The sequence below is a fragment of the Ideonella sp. FW305-24 genome (assembly GCF_058788035.1).
In genome coordinates, this window is record NZ_JBYTAI010000023.1 from 14,964 (window position 1) to 37,954 (window position 22,991).

General features: G+C 70.5%; 11 protein-coding genes. 8 read left to right on the forward strand and 3 right to left on the reverse strand.

Going from position 1 to position 22,991, the window contains the following annotated elements; genetic code table 11:
- Positions 1–118: 118 nt before the first annotated feature.
- From pstS to AC3WR5_RS32635, 3 genes are all read right to left on the reverse strand, one after another.
- The gene (gene pstS, locus AC3WR5_RS32625; RefSeq protein ID WP_492489950.1) at positions 119–1,243 is read right to left on the reverse strand and encodes a phosphate ABC transporter substrate-binding protein PstS; all 1,125 of its coding nucleotides are present in this window, start codon (positions 1,241–1,243) and stop codon (positions 119–121) included.
- A gap of 98 nt (positions 1,244–1,341) precedes the next feature.
- Positions 1,342–2,331 carry a hypothetical protein gene (locus tag AC3WR5_RS32630; RefSeq protein ID WP_492489951.1) on the reverse strand — a complete coding sequence of 330 codons (990 nt, stop codon included), beginning with the start codon at positions 2,329–2,331 and terminating at the stop codon, positions 1,342–1,344.
- The gene (locus tag AC3WR5_RS32635; protein ID WP_492489952.1) at positions 2,328–4,613 is read right to left on the reverse strand and encodes a hypothetical protein; all 2,286 of its coding nucleotides are present in this window, start codon (positions 4,611–4,613) and stop codon (positions 2,328–2,330) included. The genes AC3WR5_RS32630 and AC3WR5_RS32635 overlap by 4 nt, the downstream gene beginning before the upstream one ends.
- Positions 4,614–4,829: 216 nt before the next feature.
- Here AC3WR5_RS32635 and AC3WR5_RS32640 point away from each other — a divergent pair, with 216 nt between their 5' ends.
- The 8 genes from AC3WR5_RS32640 (at position 4,830) to AC3WR5_RS32675 (ending at position 22,979) form a co-directional block, all read left to right on the forward strand.
- Positions 4,830–5,639 (forward strand): helix-turn-helix transcriptional regulator, encoded by an 810-nt coding sequence (locus AC3WR5_RS32640; RefSeq protein WP_492489953.1) that lies wholly within the window; start codon positions 4,830–4,832, stop codon positions 5,637–5,639.
- A 197-nt stretch (positions 5,640–5,836) separates the two neighbouring features.
- Positions 5,837–7,300 (forward strand): hypothetical protein, encoded by a 1,464-nt coding sequence (locus AC3WR5_RS32645; RefSeq protein ID WP_492489954.1) that lies wholly within the window; start codon positions 5,837–5,839, stop codon positions 7,298–7,300.
- Positions 7,301–7,520: 220 nt separating this feature from the next.
- Positions 7,521–9,152, forward strand: coding sequence for a ShlB/FhaC/HecB family hemolysin secretion/activation protein (locus AC3WR5_RS32650; RefSeq protein ID WP_492489955.1), 1,632 nt, complete (start codon positions 7,521–7,523; stop codon positions 9,150–9,152).
- Positions 9,153–9,176: 24 nt separating this feature from the next.
- Entirely contained in the window at positions 9,177–19,670 is a 10,494-nt protein-coding gene (locus AC3WR5_RS32655) for a filamentous hemagglutinin family protein (protein ID WP_492489956.1), read from the forward strand.
- 33 nt (positions 19,671–19,703) lie between these two features.
- Positions 19,704–21,392, forward strand: coding sequence for a DUF2341 domain-containing protein (locus tag AC3WR5_RS32660; RefSeq protein ID WP_141290815.1), 1,689 nt, complete (start codon positions 19,704–19,706; stop codon positions 21,390–21,392).
- Positions 21,393–21,406: 14 nt separating this feature from the next.
- Positions 21,407–21,817: an ExbD/TolR family protein gene (locus AC3WR5_RS32665; protein WP_141290817.1), complete on the forward strand. Its 411-nt coding sequence runs from the start codon at positions 21,407–21,409 to the stop codon at positions 21,815–21,817.
- A gap of 19 nt (positions 21,818–21,836) precedes the next feature.
- Entirely contained in the window at positions 21,837–22,238 is a 402-nt protein-coding gene (locus tag AC3WR5_RS32670) for an ExbD/TolR family protein (protein WP_141290819.1), read from the forward strand.
- 12 nt (positions 22,239–22,250) lie between these two features.
- On the forward strand, positions 22,251–22,979 hold the full coding sequence (locus AC3WR5_RS32675) for a hypothetical protein (protein WP_492489958.1): 729 nt from the start codon (positions 22,251–22,253) through the stop codon (positions 22,977–22,979).
- Positions 22,980–22,991: the final 12 nt, after the last annotated feature.

The following is a 22,991-nucleotide window of genomic DNA, read 5'->3' on the forward strand; positions in this document are numbered from 1 at the left end:
AGGTCTTGTGGCAATCATCATAGGGCCAGTCTCCCCAGGCTGTGGCCCCCAAAGTGCCTGTCCCGGCCAATCGGCCAGGGCGGGCCTGTTCCCTTTGCCAGGCCTGCCGCAGGGAAAATCAGTTGAGCAGCCGGCCAATCAACTTCACGCCCAGCATTTCGCCCTTGGCGCCTGTCACCTTGGAAATTTCGCGGTAGGCGCTGGCCTGCACCTTGTCGGGCAGCGGCACGAACTTGGCCTGGCGGGCCAGCGCGTCGCCGTGCAGGTAAGCCCAGGTGACGAACTGCAGGGCGCGTTCCGCCCGCTCGGTCTGCTGGGCCACGCGCGGCACGGCAATGTAGGTGCCCATCGTGATGGGCCAGGTGCGCTGGCCGCGCATGTTGTTGATCGGCGCCGAGAAGTCGCCGTTGCTGTACCAGGTGCTGTGGGTCACCGCTTCGCGAAAGCCCTCGACGCCAGGGGCGACGAACTGCCCTTCGGCGTTTTTCAGCATCACGCCGGCCAGGCCATCGTCCAGTACATAGTTGTAGTCGATGTAAGCAATTGCGCCGGAGGTCGCGCGCAGCGTCTCGGAGACGGCGCTGCTGCCCTTGACCGCCAATGCGCCTGCCGGCCAGTCGAAATGGTTGGCCACGCCGCGGCGCTGCTTCCATTCCGGGCTGACGCGGGCCATGTAGTCGGCGAAGTGCCAGGTCGTGCCCGAGCCATCGGCCCGCACCACCAGCTTGATCGCCAGCGAGGGCAGCTTCAGCTCCGGGTTCAGCGCCTTCAGTTCCGGCGCGTCCCACTGCGTGACCTGGCCGAGGAAGATGCGGGCCAGCAGCGGGCCGTCCAGCTTCAGCGCGTTTGGCCCGATGCGCGGCAGGTTGACCACCGGCACCACGCCGGTGATCACCGTGGGGAACATCACCAGGTCGTTTTTCTTCAGGTCCTCGGCGCTGGCCATCACGTCCGAGGCACCGAAGTCCACGTCGCGCTTGGCAATGCGGGCCATGCCCGCGCCCGAGCCGACTGGCTCGTAGCTCAGCGAGTCGCCTTTTTCCTTGGCGTACTCGGCGCCCCAGATGCGGTAGACCGGTGCTGCGGCCGATGAGCCGGCGCCTGTGATGGCTTCCGCCCGGGCCGGTTGGACACCGCACAGTCCGGTCAGGCCGACCAGGCAAGCCGACAGCAGCGGCAGAAGTCCACGCCTGTGGCGGGGGGAGGCGACGCGCTGGGCGGCGGCAGGAAGGAACAGGCTCATGGGGTACAGCAGTGACGGCGGCGCGGGAAAACCCGGTATTTTCGCTGACTTGGCCGCCCCGTGCATGACCACGCCGTGACCGCCTCTGGCGCGAAGGTCTATGCCGCCGCACCCGGCTTGTGCGCCGCCCGCTGCGAAAGCTGTTCCAGCAGGCGCAGCAGGAAGGGCAGTTCCAGGTCCTCGGTGGCTTCTTCGCCTTCGCCAGCAGGCAGCGAATCGCCGAAGCGCACGCCGAAGTCCTCGGCCAGGCGCTGGTTGCAGCCTGCGAAATCGGTCAGCAGCTGCTGGCGCTCGTGGCGGCCCAGCAGGTGCTTCCTGGCCGGCAAGCCGTCGCGTGCCAGGGCCTCGGCGGCGCGCATCAGCGGCGGCAGCGCGTAGTCCAGCTGCATGCGGTTCATGCGGTTGAGCAGCAGCGCCAGCCGCATGTCGGGCGAGACATTGGCCTGCTCCCCGGGCAGGTCCAGCGCCGGCAGGCCCAGGCATTGTTCGAACGAGGCCAGCAGCCCGATCTCGCGCACGGCGGGGCCGTCGAAGTCCGACACCCGCACCCGGGCCGGCAGCGCAGCCCAGCGCGAGAGCATGGCGTGGTAGTCCAGTCGCGCCCGCGTGGCCTCGGCGCGAACGAAGCCCAGCATCGGCCTGGCCTCGCGGCGCAGCACTTCCCGCGTGAACTGGTTGAACAGCGATTCGGCAAACAAGTCCTGCCTGCGCAGGTAGCACAGCACCTCGATGTCGAAACTGTCCGCCAGCGGCGCGAAAAACGCCGGGATGCGTGGCACCGGTTCGGACAGGCCCTCCTCGCTGATCAGCATCGTGTGCGCGCCCAGCGCTGCCGCGGCCTGCCACTCCCGCATCAGCGTGCTGCGCTCGCGGTCCTGCAGCTGCGCGTCGTCCGAGATCGCGGCGCGGAACACCGAGCAGTGCTTGGGCTGTGCTGGCAGCGGCGGGCGGCTGGTGTCCGGATAGAACAGGCCGTGGTCCTGCAGCAGCCGTTCGCGCGCGGTGGCCAGGCCATGCTGCAGGCTGGTGGTGCCGGTCTTGTGGGTGCCGATGTGAAGCACCAGGCGAGGGCGGGTGGCCTGGCTCACAGCCGGTAGCGCCGGCCTTCGCCGCGGCCGAAGCGGGCGTAGTGCTGGCCAGGGTCCATGCCGGTGCGGGCCACATCGGCGTTCAGCGCGAGGTATTGCGCGGGATCGAAATCGGCCGGCAGCGGCGCTTCCGTGTGGGCACTTCGGCGGCGGTTGCCGCGCGAGGCGGTCGGGCGCCGCAAATCGTGCCACCAGCCGGCCAGGCCGCGCAGGCTCCCGCTGGAAGAGGCCTCGGCTTCGCTGCCTGCGGCCTGGCGGCGCAGGCGGGTCAGGTTGGCCAGCTCACGCTCCATGCGCTGGCGTAGCTCGCGCACCGGCACCGCCTGCGGCAGCGCCGGTTCATGGCTGCGGCTGGCCACCGGCAAGGCTTCCAGCGGTGTGTCGCCGCAGCGGCCGGTGCCGGGTGCTGGCCGGCGGGCGCTGGTCTCGGCCAGCAGCTGCGTGGCGGCGGCATGCTGCTGCGCCACCTCGCACCAGAACTCGGCCCGGCCGGAAGCGGCCAGGCGCTGCTGCCAGAACGGCTGCAAGGCATCGAATTCCTGCACCCAGCGGCTGAGTGCTGCCAGGTAGCGCGTCATCAGCGCCAGGCGCTCGGCAGGCGTGACCGGCGGCAGCTCGCGGTAGCTGCCGGCGCCGCCGTTGACCAGCACCACCGCGCGGTGGCGCGCGGCATCGGGCTGGTAGCCGGGGTAGACAAATGGCCGCAGCAGCACGCCGCTGTCGCCCGCATCGCGTTCGAGCCGCTGGCGGTCGGCCTCCGGCAGCGGGCTCATGCGGGCGGCCAGGCAGGCCGGCAGGGCCCGCAGGTAGTGCTGCTCGAACTGCGGCGTCAGCACCAGGCTTTCGCGGTCCAGCAGGGTTTCCAGCACGCGCAGGTAGAGCTGCATGCCGGCCAGGTCGTCAATCGAGCCGTGCTCCACCATGCGCTGCTCGAACCAACGCGCCAGCTCGGCTGCACCACCGTCGGAATGCGTCAGGTTGATCAGCACCGCATGCAGGATGGCCATGTATTCCTGGCCGTAGGAATGGCCTGGCTCGTGCCAGGCGGCGAGGTTGGGGTTGGTGATCACCGGCACGCCGGCGGCCTGCGCGCGCAGCGAAAATTCGATGTCGTCGCCACGCAGGAAAAACGCCGCCGGCAGGCCGATGCGGCGCAGCGTGGCCAGCGGCAGCGCGAAGAAGATGAAGGTGGTGTATTCGCAGTGGTTCAGCGGGCCGAACTCGTCCAGGTGGGCGAAGTTCTCCAGCGACAGGCCGTGCTTGAGCAGGTGCGGGAACAGGTTGCGCTTGCGGCCGAAATCGCCGCGGGCGTGGAAGTTCAGCCGGCCCCAGAAACCGCCGTCTTCCCAGACCTGCGTGGGCTTGCTCTTCATCAGCACCGGCAGGCTGGCCACGTGTTCGACTGCCCGGTAGGCGCAGGCCATGAAGTGCCGCGCCAGCGACTCCATCGACAGCACCAGGTCGTCGTCCAGAATCAGCACTTCCTGAGGTGCCTCTTTTGGCGTGGCGTCGCAGTGCTGCAGCAGCTGGTGGATCAGGTGGCTGGCATTGCCGCCGCCGCCCAGGTTCGGGCCGGTGAGCACCCGCAGGTTCAGGCCCAGTGCGGCGGTGGTCGTGGCAGGCCAGAGTTCACCGGCATCGGCACTGGTGTCCAGCACCCAGAACTGCATCTGGCCCAGCAGTTCGGCATGGAAGGGGTCTTCCTGCGCACCTTGCACCAGCCGCTCCAGTTGGGCCTGCAGCTCGTGCGTGCGGCCCCAGGTGCGCAGCAGCACCGCCAGGCGCAGGCGCTCGCGCGGCCGGGCGCGGGTGCACCAGGCGGCCTGGTGGATGCGCGCGCCGTCGATGGCGTCCACATGCCAGAACAGGCGGCTGTTTTCCGGCAGCGCCGACAGCGAGCCCAGCGGCAGTGCATGGCAGCTGCGCGAGGCGCTGTCCACATGCAGCTCGCGCAGGACCACCGGGGTTTGCCCGCGCGAAGCGCGCATCACGCGCACCCGGAAGCTGCCCTGCGCGTCCAGCACCAGGGCCAGTTCGCGCGCAGTGGAGAGCTGGGCCCAGGGCTCGACATAAAAACTGTTGCGCAGGGTGCCGCTGCCCAGCCAGTCGTCGGCCCGCAGTTCCAGCGCGGCTTGCGAGGCGGCCAGCATCAGGCCTTCGCTGCCGGCGAGGTAAAGCTGCTGGGCACCCAGCATGGACCTGTCGATGCCTTGCAGCCGGTACCAGTCGGTGCCGGCGTGTCGGTGCCAGGGTTGCAGGGAGGTGGGCGAGGGCGAGGTCACGGGCTTGGGACCGGGCGGTCCTGTTCTTGCATGCGCCGTCATCTTCGTTGCTGCCGGTGACGGTTTCGCGTCAGCAAACACATAAGGCTGGCGTTTGTAGAAACGTGAACGTCATGTAAAGGTCATCTTGGCCGCCTAAGCTCGCCTCGGTTCCGGGAGGGGGCACACCATGCAGTACCAAGCTTGCGAGCGTCGCAAACCAGCGGCCGGCCGGCCATGAATTCATTGCGACCACCGCTGTCCAGCCAACTGGAATTTGGCGACGCATTCTTGCGCGGCGTGGAGGCCGCGCACGCCATTGGCTCGCCGCAGCAGTTCTTCGTCTGGCTGCGCCTGCACATTCACCGCTTCGTGCCGCATGAGCTGGCCTTGTGCCGCATGGATGGTGGCCGCGGGCTGCGGCGGGCCCGCATGCTCAATTGCGTGCCGCTGCCTGAAGCCCTGAAGCTTTCGCTGGCCGACCCCGAAGCGCCAATGTGGCGCCGCTTGCTGGAACTGTGGGAGCGGGGCGACGAGCGCGCCTTGCAGATCCCGCTGGCGCAGCGGGAGGCGGCTGGCGCCAGCCGCGGGGCCGAGCCTGGCAACCCGCTGTTCGCGGGCCTGGGCGAGGCCGGCTTTTGCAGCTTGCGCGTGCATGCGCTGCACACGGGGCTGTCGCGCGGCGGGCCTGAGCTGTTGTTCGCTTTTGTCAGCCAGCACCCGGCCAGCGAGGCTGGCGTGGCCGACGCGTTGACGGCGCTGGAGCTCTGGGTGCCCTACCTGCACTTTGCCTGGTTGCGCGCCGAAGGCGGGGCGCAGCTGGCTTCGCGCCGGCAGCCCGTGGGCGAGGGCTCGGCGCTGTCTGCGCGCGAGCTGCAGGTGCTGTCTGCCGTGCGGGACTCGCATGCCAACGCGCAGATCGGCGAGCTGCTGGGCATCAGTCCGCTGACGGTGAAGAACCACCTGCGCAGCATCCAGCGCAAGCTGGGCGCACGCAACCGTGCGCACGCGGTGGCCGAGGCCATGGCGCGAAGGCTCATCGCCTGAGCCTGGCAGGTTAGGGGGGTGCCGGACCGGGCCGGGTTGAATGACAGCTGGTGCGCGGCGCATGGTCCGAATGCCGCATCGCAATCGGCCTGCGTGCCCCTCGCGGTGTCACTCCTGCTGGTGATAGTGAGGTCTGTTGCACGCTGTACGAAGCGCAACTGCCCTGACAACCAAATTCCCTGGATGGAGCCTATCCCATGAAAACTCGCCTGATCGCTCTCGCCGCGCTGGCTGCCGTTGGCAGCGCGCATGCCCTGACCCCCGCCCAAATCGACGCGGCCCGCACCGCCGGCACCTTGAAAGAGGTCTACATGGCCGGCGGCTCGGCCCAGCGCCTGTTCGTCGGTGCCTGGTTCCAGGCGCAGTGCAACCCGTCGACGTTCGACGTGTTCTTCAACGGCACCGGTGCCGCGCCTTCCGGCAGCAACTACCGCGCCTATTCCTGCAACCTGAAGAAGAAGGTTGGCAACTGGGTGGTCGGCACCCCGGTGCTGTTCGTCAAGCGTGACGCAGGTGGTTCGTTCCAGGGCGTGAACCCGATCGCCACCGCCACCCCGCAGGACCTGATGGCCGTCAACGGCACCTGCACCGCCACCGGCAACGCTTCGCCGGCCACCGACATCCTGGTCCCCAGCTTCGCCTGCAACAACACCGTCTCGCGCCTGGCCGATGCCGGCGTCTCCGACGTCGAGCCGGCGCTGTTCCAGAAGCCGGTCAACCTGCCCGCGCCGCAAGTCAAGGTCGACACCACGACGCTGGACTCCAAGGCCTTCAACCAGACCATCATGGGTGTGGTGGTCAACAAGAAGCTGTACCGCGCGCTGCAGGAAGCCCAGGGCCTGATCGCCGCCGGTGGCGTGATCGACGAAGCCCCGAACAAGATGCCCACGCTGTCGCGCACCTTCGTCGCTTCGGCCATGTCGGGTCAACTGACCGGCAGCACCGCCGACAAGCGCGGCTGGAACATCGTCGTGCCGGCCAGCGTCGACGCCGCCGTGCTGGGCAAGCAGGTCAACGTCTGCCGCCGCAACATCGGCTCGGGCACCCAGGCCAGCTTCAACGTCGAACTGCTGAACGCCGGCTGCGGCACCGGCACGGCGACCTACGCACCGGTCGGCCAGACCGTCGGCACCGACAACTCCACCGTCGTCGCTTCGCCCGCGCTGGCCGAAACCGGCACGCTGGCCTGGAACCTCGGTTCGGGCTCCGGCGCCGTCGAGACCTGCCTGGGCACCACCGTCGAAGGCCTGCCTGGCACCGCCTACGCCATCGGCATGCTGAGCCGCGAAAACACCCCGACCCCGACGGGCACCAGCACCGACAAGGGCTACCGCTTCGTCAAGCTGGACGGCGTTTCGCCGGCCCGTGACTCGGCCAAGGTCGGCAACTACAAGTTCGTCTACAACGCCACGATGCAGTGGAGCAAGACCACGCTGACCGACGCGGACGTCAAGGCCTTCCTGACGGCCCTGCGCGCCAACGGCGGCAAGGCTGCGCAGCTGAACGTTGCAGACGTGGACACCCAGCAAGGCGTGATGGCCGCTCCGGCCAGCTACACCGGCGCCTACGAAGACCAGACCGACCCGGTCACGCTGAAGTTCGCTTCGCGCATGGACCGCAACATCGCGGCTTCGTGCTCGCCGATGCGCATCGTCAAGTAAGTCACGACAACGCTTCCCGGCTTCGCGCTGGGCCGGCCCGGAGCTCGCTCCGGGCCGCATGCAGGGTGGGTGCCACATCGCGGGGCCCCACCCGTTTTTTCTTCTGCTGCTGCCGGCGCTGCCGCCGTCACAAATCCGCCTCGCGGGCCGGGTTGGCATGGGCCGTTCGGGCCATGCCGCCGGGCCCGCTGCGTCACCCCATCCACCGAACATGCGAAGCGTGAATCATTTCGCCGCCGCTTCTGTCCTTTGCGCTCGTCTGCTCGCACCCGCGCTTGCGCTGGTGCTGGCCGCTTCGCCGGTCCTCGCCCAGGCGCAGCCTGCAGGCTTCGACCTGCTGGAGCTGCAGGTCGAAGGCAACACCGTGCTGCCCGATGCGCTCATAGCGGCCACCGTCGAGCCCTTCCTCGGCCCCGGCCAGGGCATGAAGGGTGTGGACGCGGCGCGCACCGCGCTGGAGGCGGTGTATCAGAAGGCGGGTTACCTGACGGTGCTGGTGGACGTGCCTGAGCAGCGGGTGGACGGCGGCGTGGTGCGGCTGGTCGTCATCGAAGGCCGTGTCGGCGCGCTCTATGTCGTCGGCTCGAAGTACCACGACCAGGGCTACATCCGCAGCAAGGTGACCGAACTGAAGCCTGGCGGCGTGCCGGACTTCAATCGCGTGCAGACGCAGCTGGCGGAGGTCAACCGCAGCGAGGACAGGCGGGTGCAGCCGGTGCTCAAGCCCGGCCGCCTGCCCGGCACTGTGGACGTGGAACTGCAGGTCGACGACAAGCTGCCGTTCTCCGGCTCGGTCGAAGTGCACAACCAGCATTCGGCTGGCACCGAGCCCGTCCGCCTGCAGGCCACGCTGCGCTACGAGAACCTGTTCCAGCGCGACCATGCGTTGCAGCTGAACTTCATCACCGCGCCGCTGGCACCGCAGCAGTCCAAGGTGCTGGTGGCCAACTACACGGTTCCCGACAGCGAGACCGAGAGCTGGAACTTCTCGCTGACCTTGTCGAACAGCGACGTGGAAACGCTGGGCGGCAGCCAGGTGCTGGGCCGCGGCACGACGCTGGGCCTGCGCCGCGCCACGGTCTTCTCGCATCACGGCGGCGAACGCACCGCCACGCTGAGCTGGGGCGCCGACCTGAAGCTGCTGCGCGAGCGCACCGTGTTCGGTGCCGGCGAGATCGCCACGCCGCTGCACTACCTGCCGTTCCAGCTCGCCTACAGCGACCAGATGAGCGACGGCGACTGGCGCATGCAGTGGAACGCCAGCGTCACCGCCGCGGCGCGTGGTCTGCTGGAGCGCCAGGTGGACTGCCCGGCGGCCGACAGCGGCACCGGCCAGGACGACCAGTTCGCCTGCAAGCGCAAGGGCGGCGACGGCAGCTTCCTGATCGGCCGGCTGGACCTGCGTGCGCAGCAGCGCCTGGGCAGCGGCGCCTTGTCGTGGCGCCTGGGCGGCCAGGCGGCTTCGCATGCGCTGGTCGGGCCTGAGCAGTATTCGCTGGGCGGCGCCGACAGCGTGCGCGGCTACGACGAAAGCGAGGCCACCGGCGACCACGCGCTGCTGGGCTCGATGGAATGGCGCGTGGCCAACCTGGCGCCGAGTGACATCCCTGGCTGGCGCGAGATCACGCCGCTGATCTTCATCGACGCCGGCCGTGTCTTCACGACCGACGCCCCGGCCGGCCAGCTCACCCGGCAGTCGCTCAGCGGCGCCGGCTTCGGGCTGCGCTGGTCCGGCGGCGACACCAGCGGCTCGACCGAAGGCGGGCTGGATTTCGCCTGGCCGCTGCGCGCCAGCACCAACGCCGCGAAGTACGACCTGCACCTGCATGCGCGCCTGGCCGCGCGCTTCTGAGAGACCTCACCAATGGCTTCCGGCATGGCTTCCCCCCGCGCGCTTCGCTTCCCGTCTTCGCTGACCCCGCTGATGGCCGCGCTGGCCACCTGCTGGCCGCTGTGGGTCGCGGCCCAGGCCAAGCCGGCCGCGCCACCGGTCGCCGCGGTGCCGGTGCCCTCCGCCAGCTGGCGTGTCTACGGCAGCGGCGGTGCCGCGCCGGTCAACACGCCCAATGCCAATGGCGGCGTGAACCAGAGCATCAGCCAGACCAGCCAACGCGCCATCTACCAATGGCAGAGCTTCGACATTGGCGCCAACAGCAGCGTCACTTTCGACATGGCGGACAAAGGCTACAGCGCGCTGAATCGCGTGACGGGCGGCACCGCACCCTCGCAGATCTTCGGCAAGCTGAGCGCCACCAAGGGCGGCGAGATCTACCTGATCAATGCCAACGGCATCCTGTTCGGCAAGGGCGCGCAGGTCAACACCGGCTCGCTGATCGCCTCGGCGCTGAACCTCACGGATGACGAGTTCAAGTCCGGCCTGACCAACAGCCTGCTCTACAACACCCTTTCGCCGACCTTCAAGTACGACGGCGAGGCCGCCAACTTCGTCGACAGCAAGAACTTCGTGCGCGTGGACGAGGGCGCGACCATCACCACCGACAACGGCGGCCGGGTCTTCCTGTTCGCCAAGCGGGTGGAAAACGCCGGCAGCATCAGCACGCCAGGCGGCCAGACCATGCTGGCCGGTGGCGGCGCCATCTACTTGCAGCAGCCCGGCAGCCGATCACTGTATGCCTCCGAGAACAACCCGGACGTGCCTGCGCTGCGCGGCCTGCTGGTCGAGGTGGGGGCCGGCCCCAAGGATGCGGAAGACCGGCAGGGCAGCGTCGTCAACACCACGACCGGCCTGATCAGCACGGCGCGCGGCAACACCACGCTGGTGGGCATGACGGTGAACCAGATGGGCCGCATCAGCGCGACCACCAGCGTCACAGAAAACGGCAGCATCATCCTGCGCGCCCAAGGCAACGCCAAGGCCGGCACCAGCAGCGTGGACGCGACCCAGGCCGGCGCGCTGGTGCTGGGCGCCGGCAGCCAGACGACGATTGCCCCTGACAACGCGGCCGAGCAGAACGGCAACAAGCCGCTGACCAGCGACGGCAACGCCACCTTCGTCGCACCGCGCATCGACCTGGCCGGCGCCAGCGTGCTGCTGGACACCGGCGCGAAGATCATCGCGCCCGGCGCCACGGTGGACGTGCGGGCCGAGAAGGTGCCCAACTACGAGCCCACGGCCACGCGCGGCTACGCTGCCGACAAGGGCGTGGACGATGCCTCGCGCATCGTGCTGGCCGAAGACGCGCTGATCGACGTCTCCGGCACCACCGACACGGTCGCGAGCGTCTCGCAATTCTTCGTCACCACCGGCCTGCTGGGCAGCAACGACCTGAAGGACGCACCCATCCAGAAGGACGGCCTGCTCTACCGCAGCAAGGTCACCGTGGACGTGCGCCAGGACTCTGCCCTGCTCGGCAGCCTGGAGGGCTACCGCGACGGCATCCAGCAGACGATTGGCGAGCGGCTCTCGGCCGGCGGCAAGGTGCGGCTGACGGCCGGCAGCGGCGTGCTGATCCGCGCCGGCTCGCGCATCGACGTGTCCGGCGGCCAGGTGGCCTACACGGCGGCCGAGGTGCGCGAGACCCAGCTGATCAGCAGCACAGGCCAGCTCTACGACCTCAACAGCGCCCCGGCCGACCTGGTCTACAACAGCGCGCTGAACCTGCAGAAGGGCAGCGCCGCCGGCTACGACCGCTGGGGCGTGAAGGTCAACTACGGCAGCCTGACGCCGACCCACCACGAAGACGGCTACACCGAAGGCCGCGCCGCCGGCAGCGTCGCCATCGTCGCGCCCCGCGTGGTCGCGCAGGGCGCGATGGACGCGCACGTGATGCAGGGCACGCGCCAGCAGCAGGGGCTGGACGCGCAGGCCGTGCGCGGCAGCCTGAACATCGGCGCAGTGGTCCAGCGGCAGCAGGATTTCAGCAGCGACAAGTACAACGGCGACGCGGTGCTGGACTTCTTCAACCTCAGCACCCAGGGTCCGCAGGTGGATGAGGGCCTGTGGACCGACGCGATGGCCGCAGCATTGCCTGCCGCCTCGGGCATGTCGCGCGACACGCTGCTGGACGCCGGCTTCGGCCAGGTGGCGATTGCCGCCAACGGCAATGTCTCGGTGCTCGGCCAGTCGACCAACGCCGCGCTGGACCTGGGCGACCAGGCCACGTTGCGGCTGCTGTCCAGCCGTGGCGACGTGCAGCTCGGCGGCCAGGTGCGCAGCGCTGGCGGCAAGGTCGAGCTGAACAGCAAGCAGGGTCAGGCAACACTGGCGAACGGCACCACGGTGCAGCTGCAAGGCCGCTTCATCAACACGCTGATCGACGGGCCGAAGGCGACCTCCGCCAGCACCGGCGGCAGCTTCTCGGCCTCGGGCAACACCGGTGTGCAGCTGGGCCGGGGCAGTGTGGTGGACGTGTCCGGCGGCGCCGTGGTCGGCACCGACGGCACGCTGCGTGGCGGCAATGCCGGCAGCATCGCGCTGGCCTATACCGCGCTCGACCTGCCCGAAGCGCCGGGCCTGCAGTTGGGCGGCCAGTTGCTGGGCCAGTCACTGGCCACCGGCGGCACGCTGAGCCTCACCGCGCCGAGCTTGCAGCTCGGCAGCTCGGCCGTCGCCCCGGCTGCCGGCACCCAGCTCGTGAACGCTTCGCTGCTGCAGCAAGGCGGCTTCGGCAGCTTCGTGCTGGACGGCAGGCACGAACTGCGGGTGGCGGCCGGCAGCCATGTCACGCTGCACCGCGACGAATGGCAGCTCGACCCGCGCCTGGCCGTGCTGGCGGCGAGCGGCAGCGACTGGCGCAGCCTGGCCACCGCCGGCCCGCTGCCCGGCGTGGCGCCGGCCGCGGTGAACCTGAGCCTGCGTGCCAGCGGCACCGACAGCACCGACGGCCGGCTGGTCGTCAACCAGGGCGCGGTGATCGAGTCGACTGCCTTGTCCACGCTGTCCCTGAGCGCGCGCAACCAGCTGCTGATGGACGGTGCCTTGCACACCGCCGGCGGCAAGGTGGCGCTGGCGGTCTCGGCCACCAAGGAAGAAGTTGCAGGCGCGCCCAGCGACACGATGCTGTGGCTGGGCTCGCACAGCAGCGTCGATGTCTCCGGCACCACGCTGCCGAGCCCGACCACCAACGGCCTGCGCCAGGGCCAGGTGCTGGACGGCGGCAGCATCGCGCTGAAGGTCGGCAGCGATGTGCCGGCCACTTCTCCGGTGCTGGTGATCCAGCAGGGCGCGACGCTGGCCGCCCATGGCGCCAGTGCCGAGCTGGACCGCAGCAGCCTGGGCGAAGGCGGCGTGCGCTGGGCGCGCCAGCAGGTCGACAGCAACGGTGGCACGCTGAGCATAGAGGCCGGCCGCGCGCTGGTCACCGAAGGCAGCATCGACCTGCACGCGGGGGGTGCAAAGGCCAGCGGCGGCACGCTGAACGTGACGCTGAATGCAGCCGCCACGCAGCAGCCCGGCAATGCCGAGAACGTCCGGCACGAACTGCGCATTGCCACAGGCCCGACCGAGAAGACCGCCGGCGTGACGCTGGGCGACACCGCCGCCATCGATGGTCTGAATGACACGGCTTCGATCTCCACCGCCGCCATCCGCGCCTCCGGTGTGGCCAACCTGGGCCTGAGCGCACGCGACAGCTTGCGCTTCCTCGGTGGCGCCAACCTGGATCTCACCGGCACGCTGACACTTGCCTCGCGCTCGCTGGGCGTGCAGCCCGGCCAGGCGGTGCAGCTGAATGCCGGCCAGGTGCAGCTTCAAGGGGGCGTGAGCGGGGCCAACGGCACCGCCATGCCGGTGATGCAGGCCCGCGCTGGCGATGCCACGCTGGGCATCCACTCGCGCGATGGCCTGCTGGTCTCGGGCAACTGGGTCACGCAAGACCTGGCCAAGCTGGCGCTGGCGGCCGAGGGCGACCTGATGCTGCAGGGCCTGAACAGCAGCGCGCTCAAGGGCAGCCTGGTCACCGCTGGCGACCTGTCGCTGCGCGCGCGCCAGCTCTATCCCGGCACCGGCGTGGACTTCCGCATCAGCGCGGTGGACCATGACGTGAGCATCGCCGGCAACGGCGCGGACGCCACCAAGATCGCCGCGCCGCTGTCGGCCGGCGGCACGCTGGGCATCACGGCGGCGACCATCACCCAGGGCGGCGTGGTGCGCGCGCCGCAGGGCCAGATCCTGCTGACAGCCAGCGAAGCCGTGCGCTTCGAGGCCGGCAGCAGCACCTCGGTCTCGGCCGCCGGCCTGCTGCTGCCCTACGGCACCGGCAGCGAAGACCGCTGGCTGGCACCGGACGGCAGCGTACTCGCGGCGGCGCCCACCAAGCGCATCGACATCGCCTCGCCCGACGTGGCCGTGGCCGCCGGTGCGCAGCTGGACCTGTCCGGCGGCGGCGACCTCGCGGCCTACACCTTCGTGCCCGGCCGTGGCGGCTCGACCGACGTGTTCGCCGGCGGCAACGGCGCCTACGCGCTGGTGCCCACGGTGCACGGCGCAGCGCTGTACGACAGCACGCTGGCCGGCGCCGCAGCCCAGGGCCGGCAGATCGAGATCGGCACCGGCGGCCCGGTGCCGGCGGGCACCTACACCTTGCTGCCGGCGCGCTACGCGCTGCAGCCCGGCGCCTTCCTGGTCGAGCCAGTCAAGGCCAGCACGCCGCTGGCGCTGAACACCGCCGTCACCCAGACCGACGGTTCAGTCTGGGTCGGCGCCCGGCTGTCCACCGCCGGCACCGGCGCGGCGGACCAGCAGACCAGCACCTGGCGCATCACCACCCGGGAGATTGCCAGCACGCGCAGCGAGGTCCGCAGCGCATCCGCCAACACCACCTTCACGGACCGTGCGGCGACTGCCGGCACGGCCACGCTGGAGCGCCCGATGGACGCTGGCACGCTGGCGCTGTCCACCGTCAACGCGACGCTGCAGGGCCAGGTGGCGATGGCCGGCGCCAAGGCCGGCACCGGCCAGGCCGCAGGGCGCGGCGGCAGGGCCGAATTCAGCGCGGCCGAGATCGCCGTGGGCGCCGTCGAAGGCGGCGCTGGCGACGGTGCACTGCAGCTCGGTGTTGCCACGCTGAACCAGCTCGGCGCGCAGACGCTGGTGCTGGGCGCACGCAGCGGCAGCGCCGCGGCCGACGGCAGCGTGCCGCTGAGCGTCAACGCGCAACAGGTCACAGTCGCCACCAACGGCGAGGTGCTCAGCGTGCCGGACCTGGTGATCGCCGCGACCGACAAGGTCGACATTGCCGCCGGCTCGGTGCTGCGCGCCGCGCCTGCCGTCGCATCGGCCGATGCACCGGCCACCTACAGCCTGCAGGGCGACGGTGCCGCGCTGCGCCTGGCCAGCGCGCCCGGCGCCACGCTGAGCCGCCAGGGCACCACGCTGCAGGCCGGCGCCCTGAGCGTCGGCAGCCAGGTGCAGCTGCAGGCCAGCAGTGGCAGCCTGCTGCTGGACGCGACCCAGGACGCCAAGATCGCCGGCTCGGCCCAGTTGCTGGCCAGCGAGCTGACGCTGGGCGCGCCGACGCTGACCATCGGCGGCCCGGCCGGCGGGCCTGGCGTGCTGTCGCTCACGCCCGCGCTGCTGGCCCAGGCCAGCCAGGCCAACCAGCTCACGCTGCACGCCTACCGCTTCATCAACCTCAAGGACGGCGCAGTGCTTGGCGAAGCGGCGGACGGCACGCCCACGCTGGACCGCCTGGTGCTGGACACGCCGACGCTGCGTGCCATCGAAGCCACCGGCGCCGGTGCACGCATCACCGCCGGCGAGATCACGCTCACGAACAGCGCCGGTTTGACCGGAGGCGCGGCGCAGGCCGGCGACGGCCAGGTCACGCTGCATGCCAGCGCGGCGGCCGGCGGCAGCGGCGACATTCGCCTGGCCAGCGGCCGCATGGTCGCCCAGGGTGCGGCTTCGCTGACGCTGCAGGCCGACAACGCCGTCGCCATTGCCGGGCGCGACGCCGCACTGGCCAGCGCCGGTGACCTCACGCTGCAATCGCGCGGCGTGGTCGCCGAAACCGCCGGTGCCGACGCCACGCTGCAAGCCGGTGGCAAGGCCTGGCTGACGGCCACTGCAGACAGCGTGGCCCCGCCTTCCGCACTGGGCGCGGCCTTCCACCTCGAAGCCGCGCAGATCCAGCAGGACGGCCGCATCGTGCTGCCGTCCGGCGACGTGAGCCTGAGCGCGCGCGATGGCGTGGTGCTGGGCGCCGGCAGCCGCATTGACGTGTCCGGCCGCACGGTGGCGGTGGGCGAGGCCAGCGTGGACCTCGGCGGCGGCCAGGTGAACCTGAGCGCGCAGGCCGGCGACGTGATGATGCAGGGCGGCGTGATCAACGTCTCGGCTGCCGGCAATGCCGAAGGCGGCCGGCTCAGTCTGGCCGCACCGCAGGGCGCGGTGCAGCTGCTGGCTGGCCAGCTGGTTGGCAGCAGCCAGGGCCAGACCGGCGCAGAGCTGTCGGTCGACAGCGGCGCGGCGGTGGACCTGGCCGCACTGGCCCAGCGCATGGGCGAAAGTGACCCGGCAAGCTTTGCCGGCGCCATCCGGGTGCACCAGCGCAGTGGTGACCTGCTGATCGGCGCGCAGACGCAGCTGGCCGCACGCGAGATCGAGCTCAGCACCGATGGCGGCGCGCTGACCGTGCGCGGCACGCTGGACGCCCGCGGCGCCGACGGTGGTCGCATCGCACTGGCGTCACGCGATGCCCTGACGCTTGCGTCCGGCTCGGCGCTGCTGGCCTCGGCGCAGGCCGTGGACGGCAGCGGCGACGGCGGCCGGGTCGAACTGAATGCGAGCGCCGGCGCGCTGCAACTGCAGGCCGGCAGCCGCATCGACGTGGCCGGTGGCGTCAACGGCGATGCGGGCCGGCTGCTGCTGCGTGCAGCGCGGCAAGGCATCACCGCCGACAACCCCGACGGCGCCGGCGTGGCCATCGCGCCGTTGGCCGCCAGCATCACCGGCGCCGGTCGCATCGACGTCGAAGCCGTCAAGGTCTACGACGGCATCGATACCGTCACCGACTACGCGGCACCGGCCGCCGGCACCCTGCTGGCCAGCACGCTGGCCACCGAAGGCCAGAACTTCATCGGCGCCAACGGCGGCAAGGCCGAGCTGCTTGCGAACCGTCTCGCGGGTGGCAATGCCGACCTGCTGGCTGCCCTGCGCATCCATGCCGGCGCCGAGATCCGCAGCGAAGGCGACCTGTCGGTGGCCATGCAGGGCGGCACCTGGGCCACGCCCACCGAACGCGCGACCGTGCAGCAGAACGACGGCGAGGCCAGCCATGTGGGCGACAGCAGCATCACGCTGCGCGCAGCAGGCAGCCTGAGCGTCGGCTCGTCCATCGCCGCCGGCTTCCACTGGAGCGGGCTCAGCAGCGCCGGCGGCAGCCTGCGCTTCGTCGCCGGCGCAGACCTGAACGCGGCAGCGGTCAACGCGGTGCAGCGCGGCAGCAATGCCGACCTGAGCATCGGCCGCATGCAAAGCGGCACGCCGGCGGTCACCACGGTGCGCACGACCACCGGCGACATCACGCTGGCCGCCGCCCGCGACATTGACCTGACCCAGGGCCAGACCCGGCTCTACAGCTGGGGCGTGGGCAGCACCGATGCGGCGGCGCTGGCCGCGAGCAAGACGCTAGGCCAGGCCGACCTGTTCCGCGTGGACGCGGGCGACCTGCGCGTCAGCGCCGGCCAGTCGGTGCGCTCGCGCTCGGTGACCGCGGATCCGTACCAGCAGTACTACACCAACACCTTGCAGTCGGCCCATGCCAACGGCTGGACGCGCATCACCGAGCGCGGCAAGCTGGTCTACTGGACTTCCGAGCCGGACACCTACGAAGCCGGCTTCCAGCACGGCCTGGCGTCGTTTGGCGGTGGCCGCATCGACGTGAGCGCCGGTACGGATGTGCGTGAGCTGATGCTGGCTGCGCCGACGACAGGCTTCATTGATGCCGACGGCGCGCACAGCTACGGCGGTGGCAGCGTGCATGTGCAGGCCGGGCGCGACGTGGTCGGTGGCCTGATCCAGGCCGGCGGCCGGGAGCTCACGGTGCAGGCCGGCCGCGACGTGGCCTGGCAGGAGAACCAGGCGCTGACCGAGCGCGGTGCGATCACTGCCGGGCTGCAGCTGGCGCACGAGAACACCACGATGGACATCAGTGCGCGGCGCGACCTGACGCTGGGCTCGGATGTCAGCAGCCATGCCGTCGATGGCCGCTGGATCAGCGGACTGGATGGCCAGGCCTCGCTGAGCTTGCGCGCCGCAGGCGGTGACCTGCACTACCGGGCCGATGCCGAACCCGACACACCGCTCAACACCGCCGGCGACGCGCAGACCGTCAACCTGCTGCCAACGCAGGTGCTGATGGCCGCGCCATCCGGTTCGCTGCAGGTTGGCGGCTACCTGGCCGCTCCGGTCATCCAGCAAGCCGAAGCGGCTGCCGCACGGCTGGACCTGCTGGCCGGCCAGCAGCTCACGCTGGCGACCAGCCTGCAGGTCAATGCCAGCTGGACGCAAGGCGTGTCGTACCAGGATGACAGCGGCATCGACGCGCAGAGCCTGAACGGTCAGGGCCTGCCTGGCAGCGCCTGGCTCGCACTGGGCTATGGCGACCTCGCGCGCGGCGACGGCAACGGCCTGGACCGCACGGACCGCACGCCGGTGCGCATGATCGCCGCGGGTGGCGACCTGGAGGTGCAGAGCTCGCTGCGCTCGGCCCGCCCGGTGCGGTTGATGGCAGAACGCGACATCCTGCTCACAGGCAGCAATGTCAACGCCGGCCTGGAGGTCCAGCAGCAGGCTGTGCGGCTGGACGGCAACACGCCAGCCATCAACGCGCCCGCCAGCGAGCTGAGCCTGCTGCAGGCCGGGCGCGACATCCAGCTCGGTCTGGCCTCCATCCGCGTGGCCGGCCCCGGCGACCTGGTGCTGACGGCGGGTCGCGACATCGACCTCGGCAGCGCCGCCGGCCTGCAGGCAGTGGGCAATGTGGACAACAGCACGCGCCTGTCCGAAGGCAGCGCCCACCTGACGCTGGTGGCCGGCCTGCGCGCCGACGGTGCCGACTACGCCGACGCGGCCCGCCGCGGCTTTGGCGTGCTGGGCGCCGCTGCGCTTGCGGCCCGCGCAGGCGACGTCTATGCCTTGTTGAGCGCAGCCGACGGCCAGGTGCCCGCGCTGGGCAGCGAGGCCGCGAAGGCGTTTGCGGCGCAGGGCACCCAGGCACAGCTCGCGCAGGTGAAGGCCTTGCTGGGCGACGCCGGCTACCAGGCCGCAGTGGTGCGCTACGTGCGCAGCCTGCCGGGCCATGCCAGCGACAGCGACGCGCAGGCGCTCGCCGCCTTGGGCACGCTGTCGGCCGTCAAGCAGGCGGCCGCACCGGCCGCGCTGCTGGCCGAGGCGCTGGGCCGGGCCGACGCCGCGCGGCGCCAGCCCTTCATCGCCGCGGTCGCGAAGGCCGACACGCCGGCCGGCGCCAAGGCGCTGGTCGACTTCATGCAGGCGCAGACTGGCCAGGCCCTGTCGCTGGATGCCGCGCTGGTCGCCTTCGAGGCCTTGCCGCAGGAGCGCCAGCTGCTGCGCCTGAACGCGGTGCTGGTCGACGAGGTGCGCACCCAGGGCCGCGCCGCGGTCGCCGCGCGCCTGGCCGACGACAAGGAGGCCGCCTACGACCGCGGCTACGCGGCCATCAACGCGCTGTTCCCGCTGGAAGGCAACGGCCGGCCGGGCGGCGAGATCCGCCTGCCTGCCACCCAGGCGCGCACGCTGCAGGGCTCCGGCATCACGCTGCTGGCGCCCGGTGGCGCGGTGAATGCCGGCGAGAGCGGCGGCAGCCAGAAGCCGGCCAGCGAGCTGGGCATCGTCACCGTCGCCGGTGGCGACATCGATGGCATTGCGCATGGCGACATCCTGGTCAACCAGTCCCGCATCTTCACGCTGGCCCAGGGCGACATCCTGCTGTGGTCGTCCACAGGCGACGTGGACGCCGGGCGTGGCGCGAAGACGGTCGTCGGCGCACCGCCGCCGGTGTTCCGGCTGGACGGCAACGGCCGCATCGTGGTCGACACCAGCGGCTCGTTCAGCGGCAGCGGCATTGCCGTGCTGGACGCTAACAGCGCGCTGGACTTGTACGCGCCGGCCGGCGCAATTGATGCTGGCGAGGCCGGCATCCGCGCGCTGGGCACGGTGACGCTGGGTGCGGACGTGGTGCGCGGCGCGGACGACATCGTCGGTGGCTCGGTCGTCGGTGCGCCGCCGGCCGCGCCCAACGTGGGCCTCACCGCCGGCCTGGCCCAGGTCAACGAGGCCAGCGCCAGCGCCGCCAAGGCAGCCGGCGACGACGAAGAGGAGCGGCGCCGCAAGCGCCGTGCGCGCCGCCAGTTGCTGCTCGAGTTCCTTGGCTTTGGCCAGGGCTGATTCCATTCCGATCCGAAGAAAAGAAACCCACCCATGATTCGCCAACTGCTGACTGCCCTGGCCCTGTCCACGGTCCTCGCCACGCCGGCCCACGCCTGGTGGAACGACGCCTGGACCACCCGCACCCGCGTCGAGCTGGACACGACGGCCAAGGGCCTGGCGCTGCCCAATGCGCAGGCCGATGTGCTGGTGCCGGTGCGCCTGCACTCGGGCAACTTCGACTTCGCGCTGGCGCTGCCGGACGGCGCGGACCTGCGCGTCGTCGGCGCCGACGACAAGACGCCACTGCCGTTCGAGATCGAGCGTTTCGACGCGATCAACGAACTGGCTGTGTTGTGGGTGCGCATGCCCAGCGTGGCGCAGGGCAGCGACAAGAACCTGCTGCACGTCTACGCCGGCAACGACAAGGCCACGGCCGAAGCCAAGCCTGGCCTGTTCGCGGCCGACCATGCCGCGGTGCTGCACTTCAGCGAGCCGGCCGACGGCCCTGCGCATGACGCCACCAGCAGCGCGGTCAGCACAACCGTGATGCAACGCGAGCCCAACGGCCTGCTCGGCGGTGCGGTGCGCCTGGCCGGCACGCCGCTGAGCTTCGGCCCCAATGCGCGGCTGGTGCTGTCACCCGAAGGCGGGCTGACGATTGCGCTGTGGCTCAAGCCCGACGCGCCGACCGAATCCTCGACGCTGCTGGCGCTGGGCCCCGTCAAGCTGATGCGCGTGCTGGACCAGCTCGAAGCCCGCATCGGCGACGAGCGCCTGGGCGGCGCGGCGCTGCCCGGCTCGGCCTGGTCGCACGTGGTGCTCACGGTGGGGCAGGGCAAGGCCCAGCTCTACATCAACGGCAAGCCGGTGGGCCAGGCCGATGCCTTGCTGCCCGCAGCAGCCACGCCAGCCATGGTGCTGGGCGAGGGCTACAAGGGCCTGGTGGACGAACTGCAGATCCTGCCGGCCGCACGCGACGCCGGCTGGGTCAGACTGGCCGCCGCGGCGCAAGGCATGGACGGCAGCTTCATCAAGAGCCAGAAGGAAAGCGCCGACGGCGGTGGCGAGTCCGGCGGTGGCGGCTACTTCGGCATCCTGTTGAAGAACCTAACCGGTGACGCCTGGGCGGTGATTGGCGTGCTGATCGTGATGTTCTTCATCGCCGCTGCGGTGATGGTCACCAAGGCCATGCTGGTCCAGCGCGTGGGCCGCGACAACGAGCGTTTCCTGGAACGCTTCCGTGCCGACTTCACCGGCCAGGGCCTGAAGACTGCGGGCGAGTTCGTGCACTCCACGCTGTACCGGCTCTATGCCACCGGCGAGGCCGAGATCGCCAAGCGCCGCGAGCGTGGCATGCAGACGCTGACCGGCGCCTCGCTGAACTCGATCAAGGCGACGATGGACGCGGTGCAGGTGCGCGAGAACCACGTGCTGAACGCCCGCATGGTGCTGCTGACGATTGCCATCTCCGGCGGCCCGTTCCTTGGCCTGCTCGGCACCGTGGTCGGCGTGATGATCACCTTCGCCGCCATTGCCGCGGCCGGCGACGTCAACGTCAACGCGATTGCCCCCGGCATTGCCGCCGCGCTGCTGGCCACCGTTGCCGGCCTGGGCGTCGCGATCCCCGCGCTGTTTGGCTACAACTGGCTGGCCTCGCGCATCAAGACCATCTCGGCCGACATGCAAATTTTTGTCGACGAGTTCGTGACCCGCGCAGCCGAGCTGCATGGTCCGCAATAAGCGACTAGCAGGCCATGTCAGCTGACGTGAAGAGCGGCAATGAGCCGTACGACGACATCAACATCACGCCGATGCTGGACCTGGCCTATGTGCTGCTGGTCACCTTCATCATTCTGACGACCGCCTCTGTGCAAGGCGTGAAGGTCAACTCGCCGCGCACGCTGGCGGCCAACCAGCTGGCCAAGCCGCAGACGCGCGCGGTGACCATCACCAAGGAAGGCGCGGTCTACCTGGACGCGTACCCGGTCACGCTGGAGGAACTGTCTCAGCGCCTCTCGGCGATGAAGGCGGCCAACCCCTCCTTGCCGGTGGTGCTCAAGGCCGATGCGCGCACCCAGTACCAGAAGGTGACCGAGGTGCTGGAAGTGGCCAAGAAGCTGGACATCACCGAGCTTGGCCTGGTGACGCAGCGCGAAGCGCAGTGAACAAACGGGAGCGCACGCCATGCAAGTCCAGAACGACACCAAGCCCTACGACACGATCAACGTCACGCCGATGCTGGACCTGGCCTATGTGCTGCTGGTGGTCTTCATCCTGATGACGACCGCCTCGGTGCAAGGCCTGTCCATCACGCTGCCCAAGCCGTCGAACACGCCCAGCAGCGAGCACCACGAACTGCTGGTGGTGCAGATCACGGCCGAGGGCGCGCTGCTGCTCAATGGCGCGGCGCTCACGGCGCAGGAGATCGAGCAACGCCTCGCCGCAGCCAAGGCCGCGGACCCGAAGATCACCGTGGCCATCAAGGGCGACGGCCAGGCCAGCTACGAGCCGGTGGTCAAAGTGATTGACCTGTGCAACCGGCTGGCGGTGGACATGGCGCTGGTCACGTCGCGGATCGGCACATGAGCGGGACCTGACATGCACCACACCACCGCCCTGATCGCCCGCCGCCAGCGCCTGGGCCTGAGCAGCCAGCAGGAAACCGGCCGCGTCTCGCAGCCGCTGCTGCGCCGGCTCGCACTGGGCTTGCTGCTGTGCGCCGGCACCGCGCTGGTGATCTGGACCCTGGTCCATTTCGCCAGCGGCAGCACGGCTGGCCCGAAGCGCCAGGTGGCGCGCATTGCGCTGCTGCCGGACACGCCGCCACCCCCTCCGCCGCCACCGAAGGAGCAGAAGAAGGAAGAGCCCAAACCGCAGCCGCGGCCGCAGGCCCAACCCGAGCAGGCGCCCAAGCCGCCGCAGCCGGCCAACGAGCCGCTGAAGATGGAGGGCGCGGCTGGCAACGGGCCCAGCGCGTTTGCAGCCGGCGCCGTCAACAACGAATACCGCACCGGCCCGGCCAGCAGCGGCGGTGCCTCGTCGCCCGGCGTGGCCGACCGAGCGGCCGAGCGGCTGTACGCCAACACCGTGCGCCAACTGCTGCTGGCCGAGATGGAGCGTCGGCTGGCGCCCGAGGCTGGCGAGCTGAGCGCGAACTTTGCGCTGTGGATCAACCCGGACGGGCGCATCGCCCGCTGGGAAGCCGACGGCAGCTCGCCCGCGCTGAAGACCGCGCTGGACGCCAGCGCCGAGGCGCTGCGCCTGCCAGTGCCCCCGGCCGTGGCTCAGCCCATGCGCTTTCGCCTGACCGTGCGCGCCGGTGCGTGAAGAACAACCCAT

Excerpts from the sequence above, each read along its gene's own strand:
- AC3WR5_RS32670 (WP_141290819.1), top strand. The coding sequence starts at position 21,837 with ATGCAAGTCCAGAACGACACCAAGCCCTACGACACGATCAACGTCACG.
- AC3WR5_RS32640 (WP_492489953.1), top strand. The coding sequence starts at position 4,830 with ATGAATTCATTGCGACCACCGCTGTCCAGCCAACTGGAATTTGGCGAC.
- AC3WR5_RS32665 (WP_141290817.1), top strand. The coding sequence starts at position 21,407 with ATGTCAGCTGACGTGAAGAGCGGCAATGAGCCGTACGACGACATCAAC.
- AC3WR5_RS32645 (WP_492489954.1), top strand. The coding sequence starts at position 5,837 with ATGAAAACTCGCCTGATCGCTCTCGCCGCGCTGGCTGCCGTTGGCAGC.
- AC3WR5_RS32675 (WP_492489958.1), top strand. The coding sequence starts at position 22,251 with ATGCACCACACCACCGCCCTGATCGCCCGCCGCCAGCGCCTGGGCCTG.
- AC3WR5_RS32660 (WP_141290815.1), top strand. The coding sequence starts at position 19,704 with ATGATTCGCCAACTGCTGACTGCCCTGGCCCTGTCCACGGTCCTCGCC.
- pstS (WP_492489950.1), bottom strand. The coding sequence starts at position 1,243 with ATGAGCCTGTTCCTTCCTGCCGCCGCCCAGCGCGTCGCCTCCCCCCGC.
- AC3WR5_RS32655 (WP_492489956.1), top strand. The coding sequence starts at position 9,177 with ATGGCTTCCCCCCGCGCGCTTCGCTTCCCGTCTTCGCTGACCCCGCTG.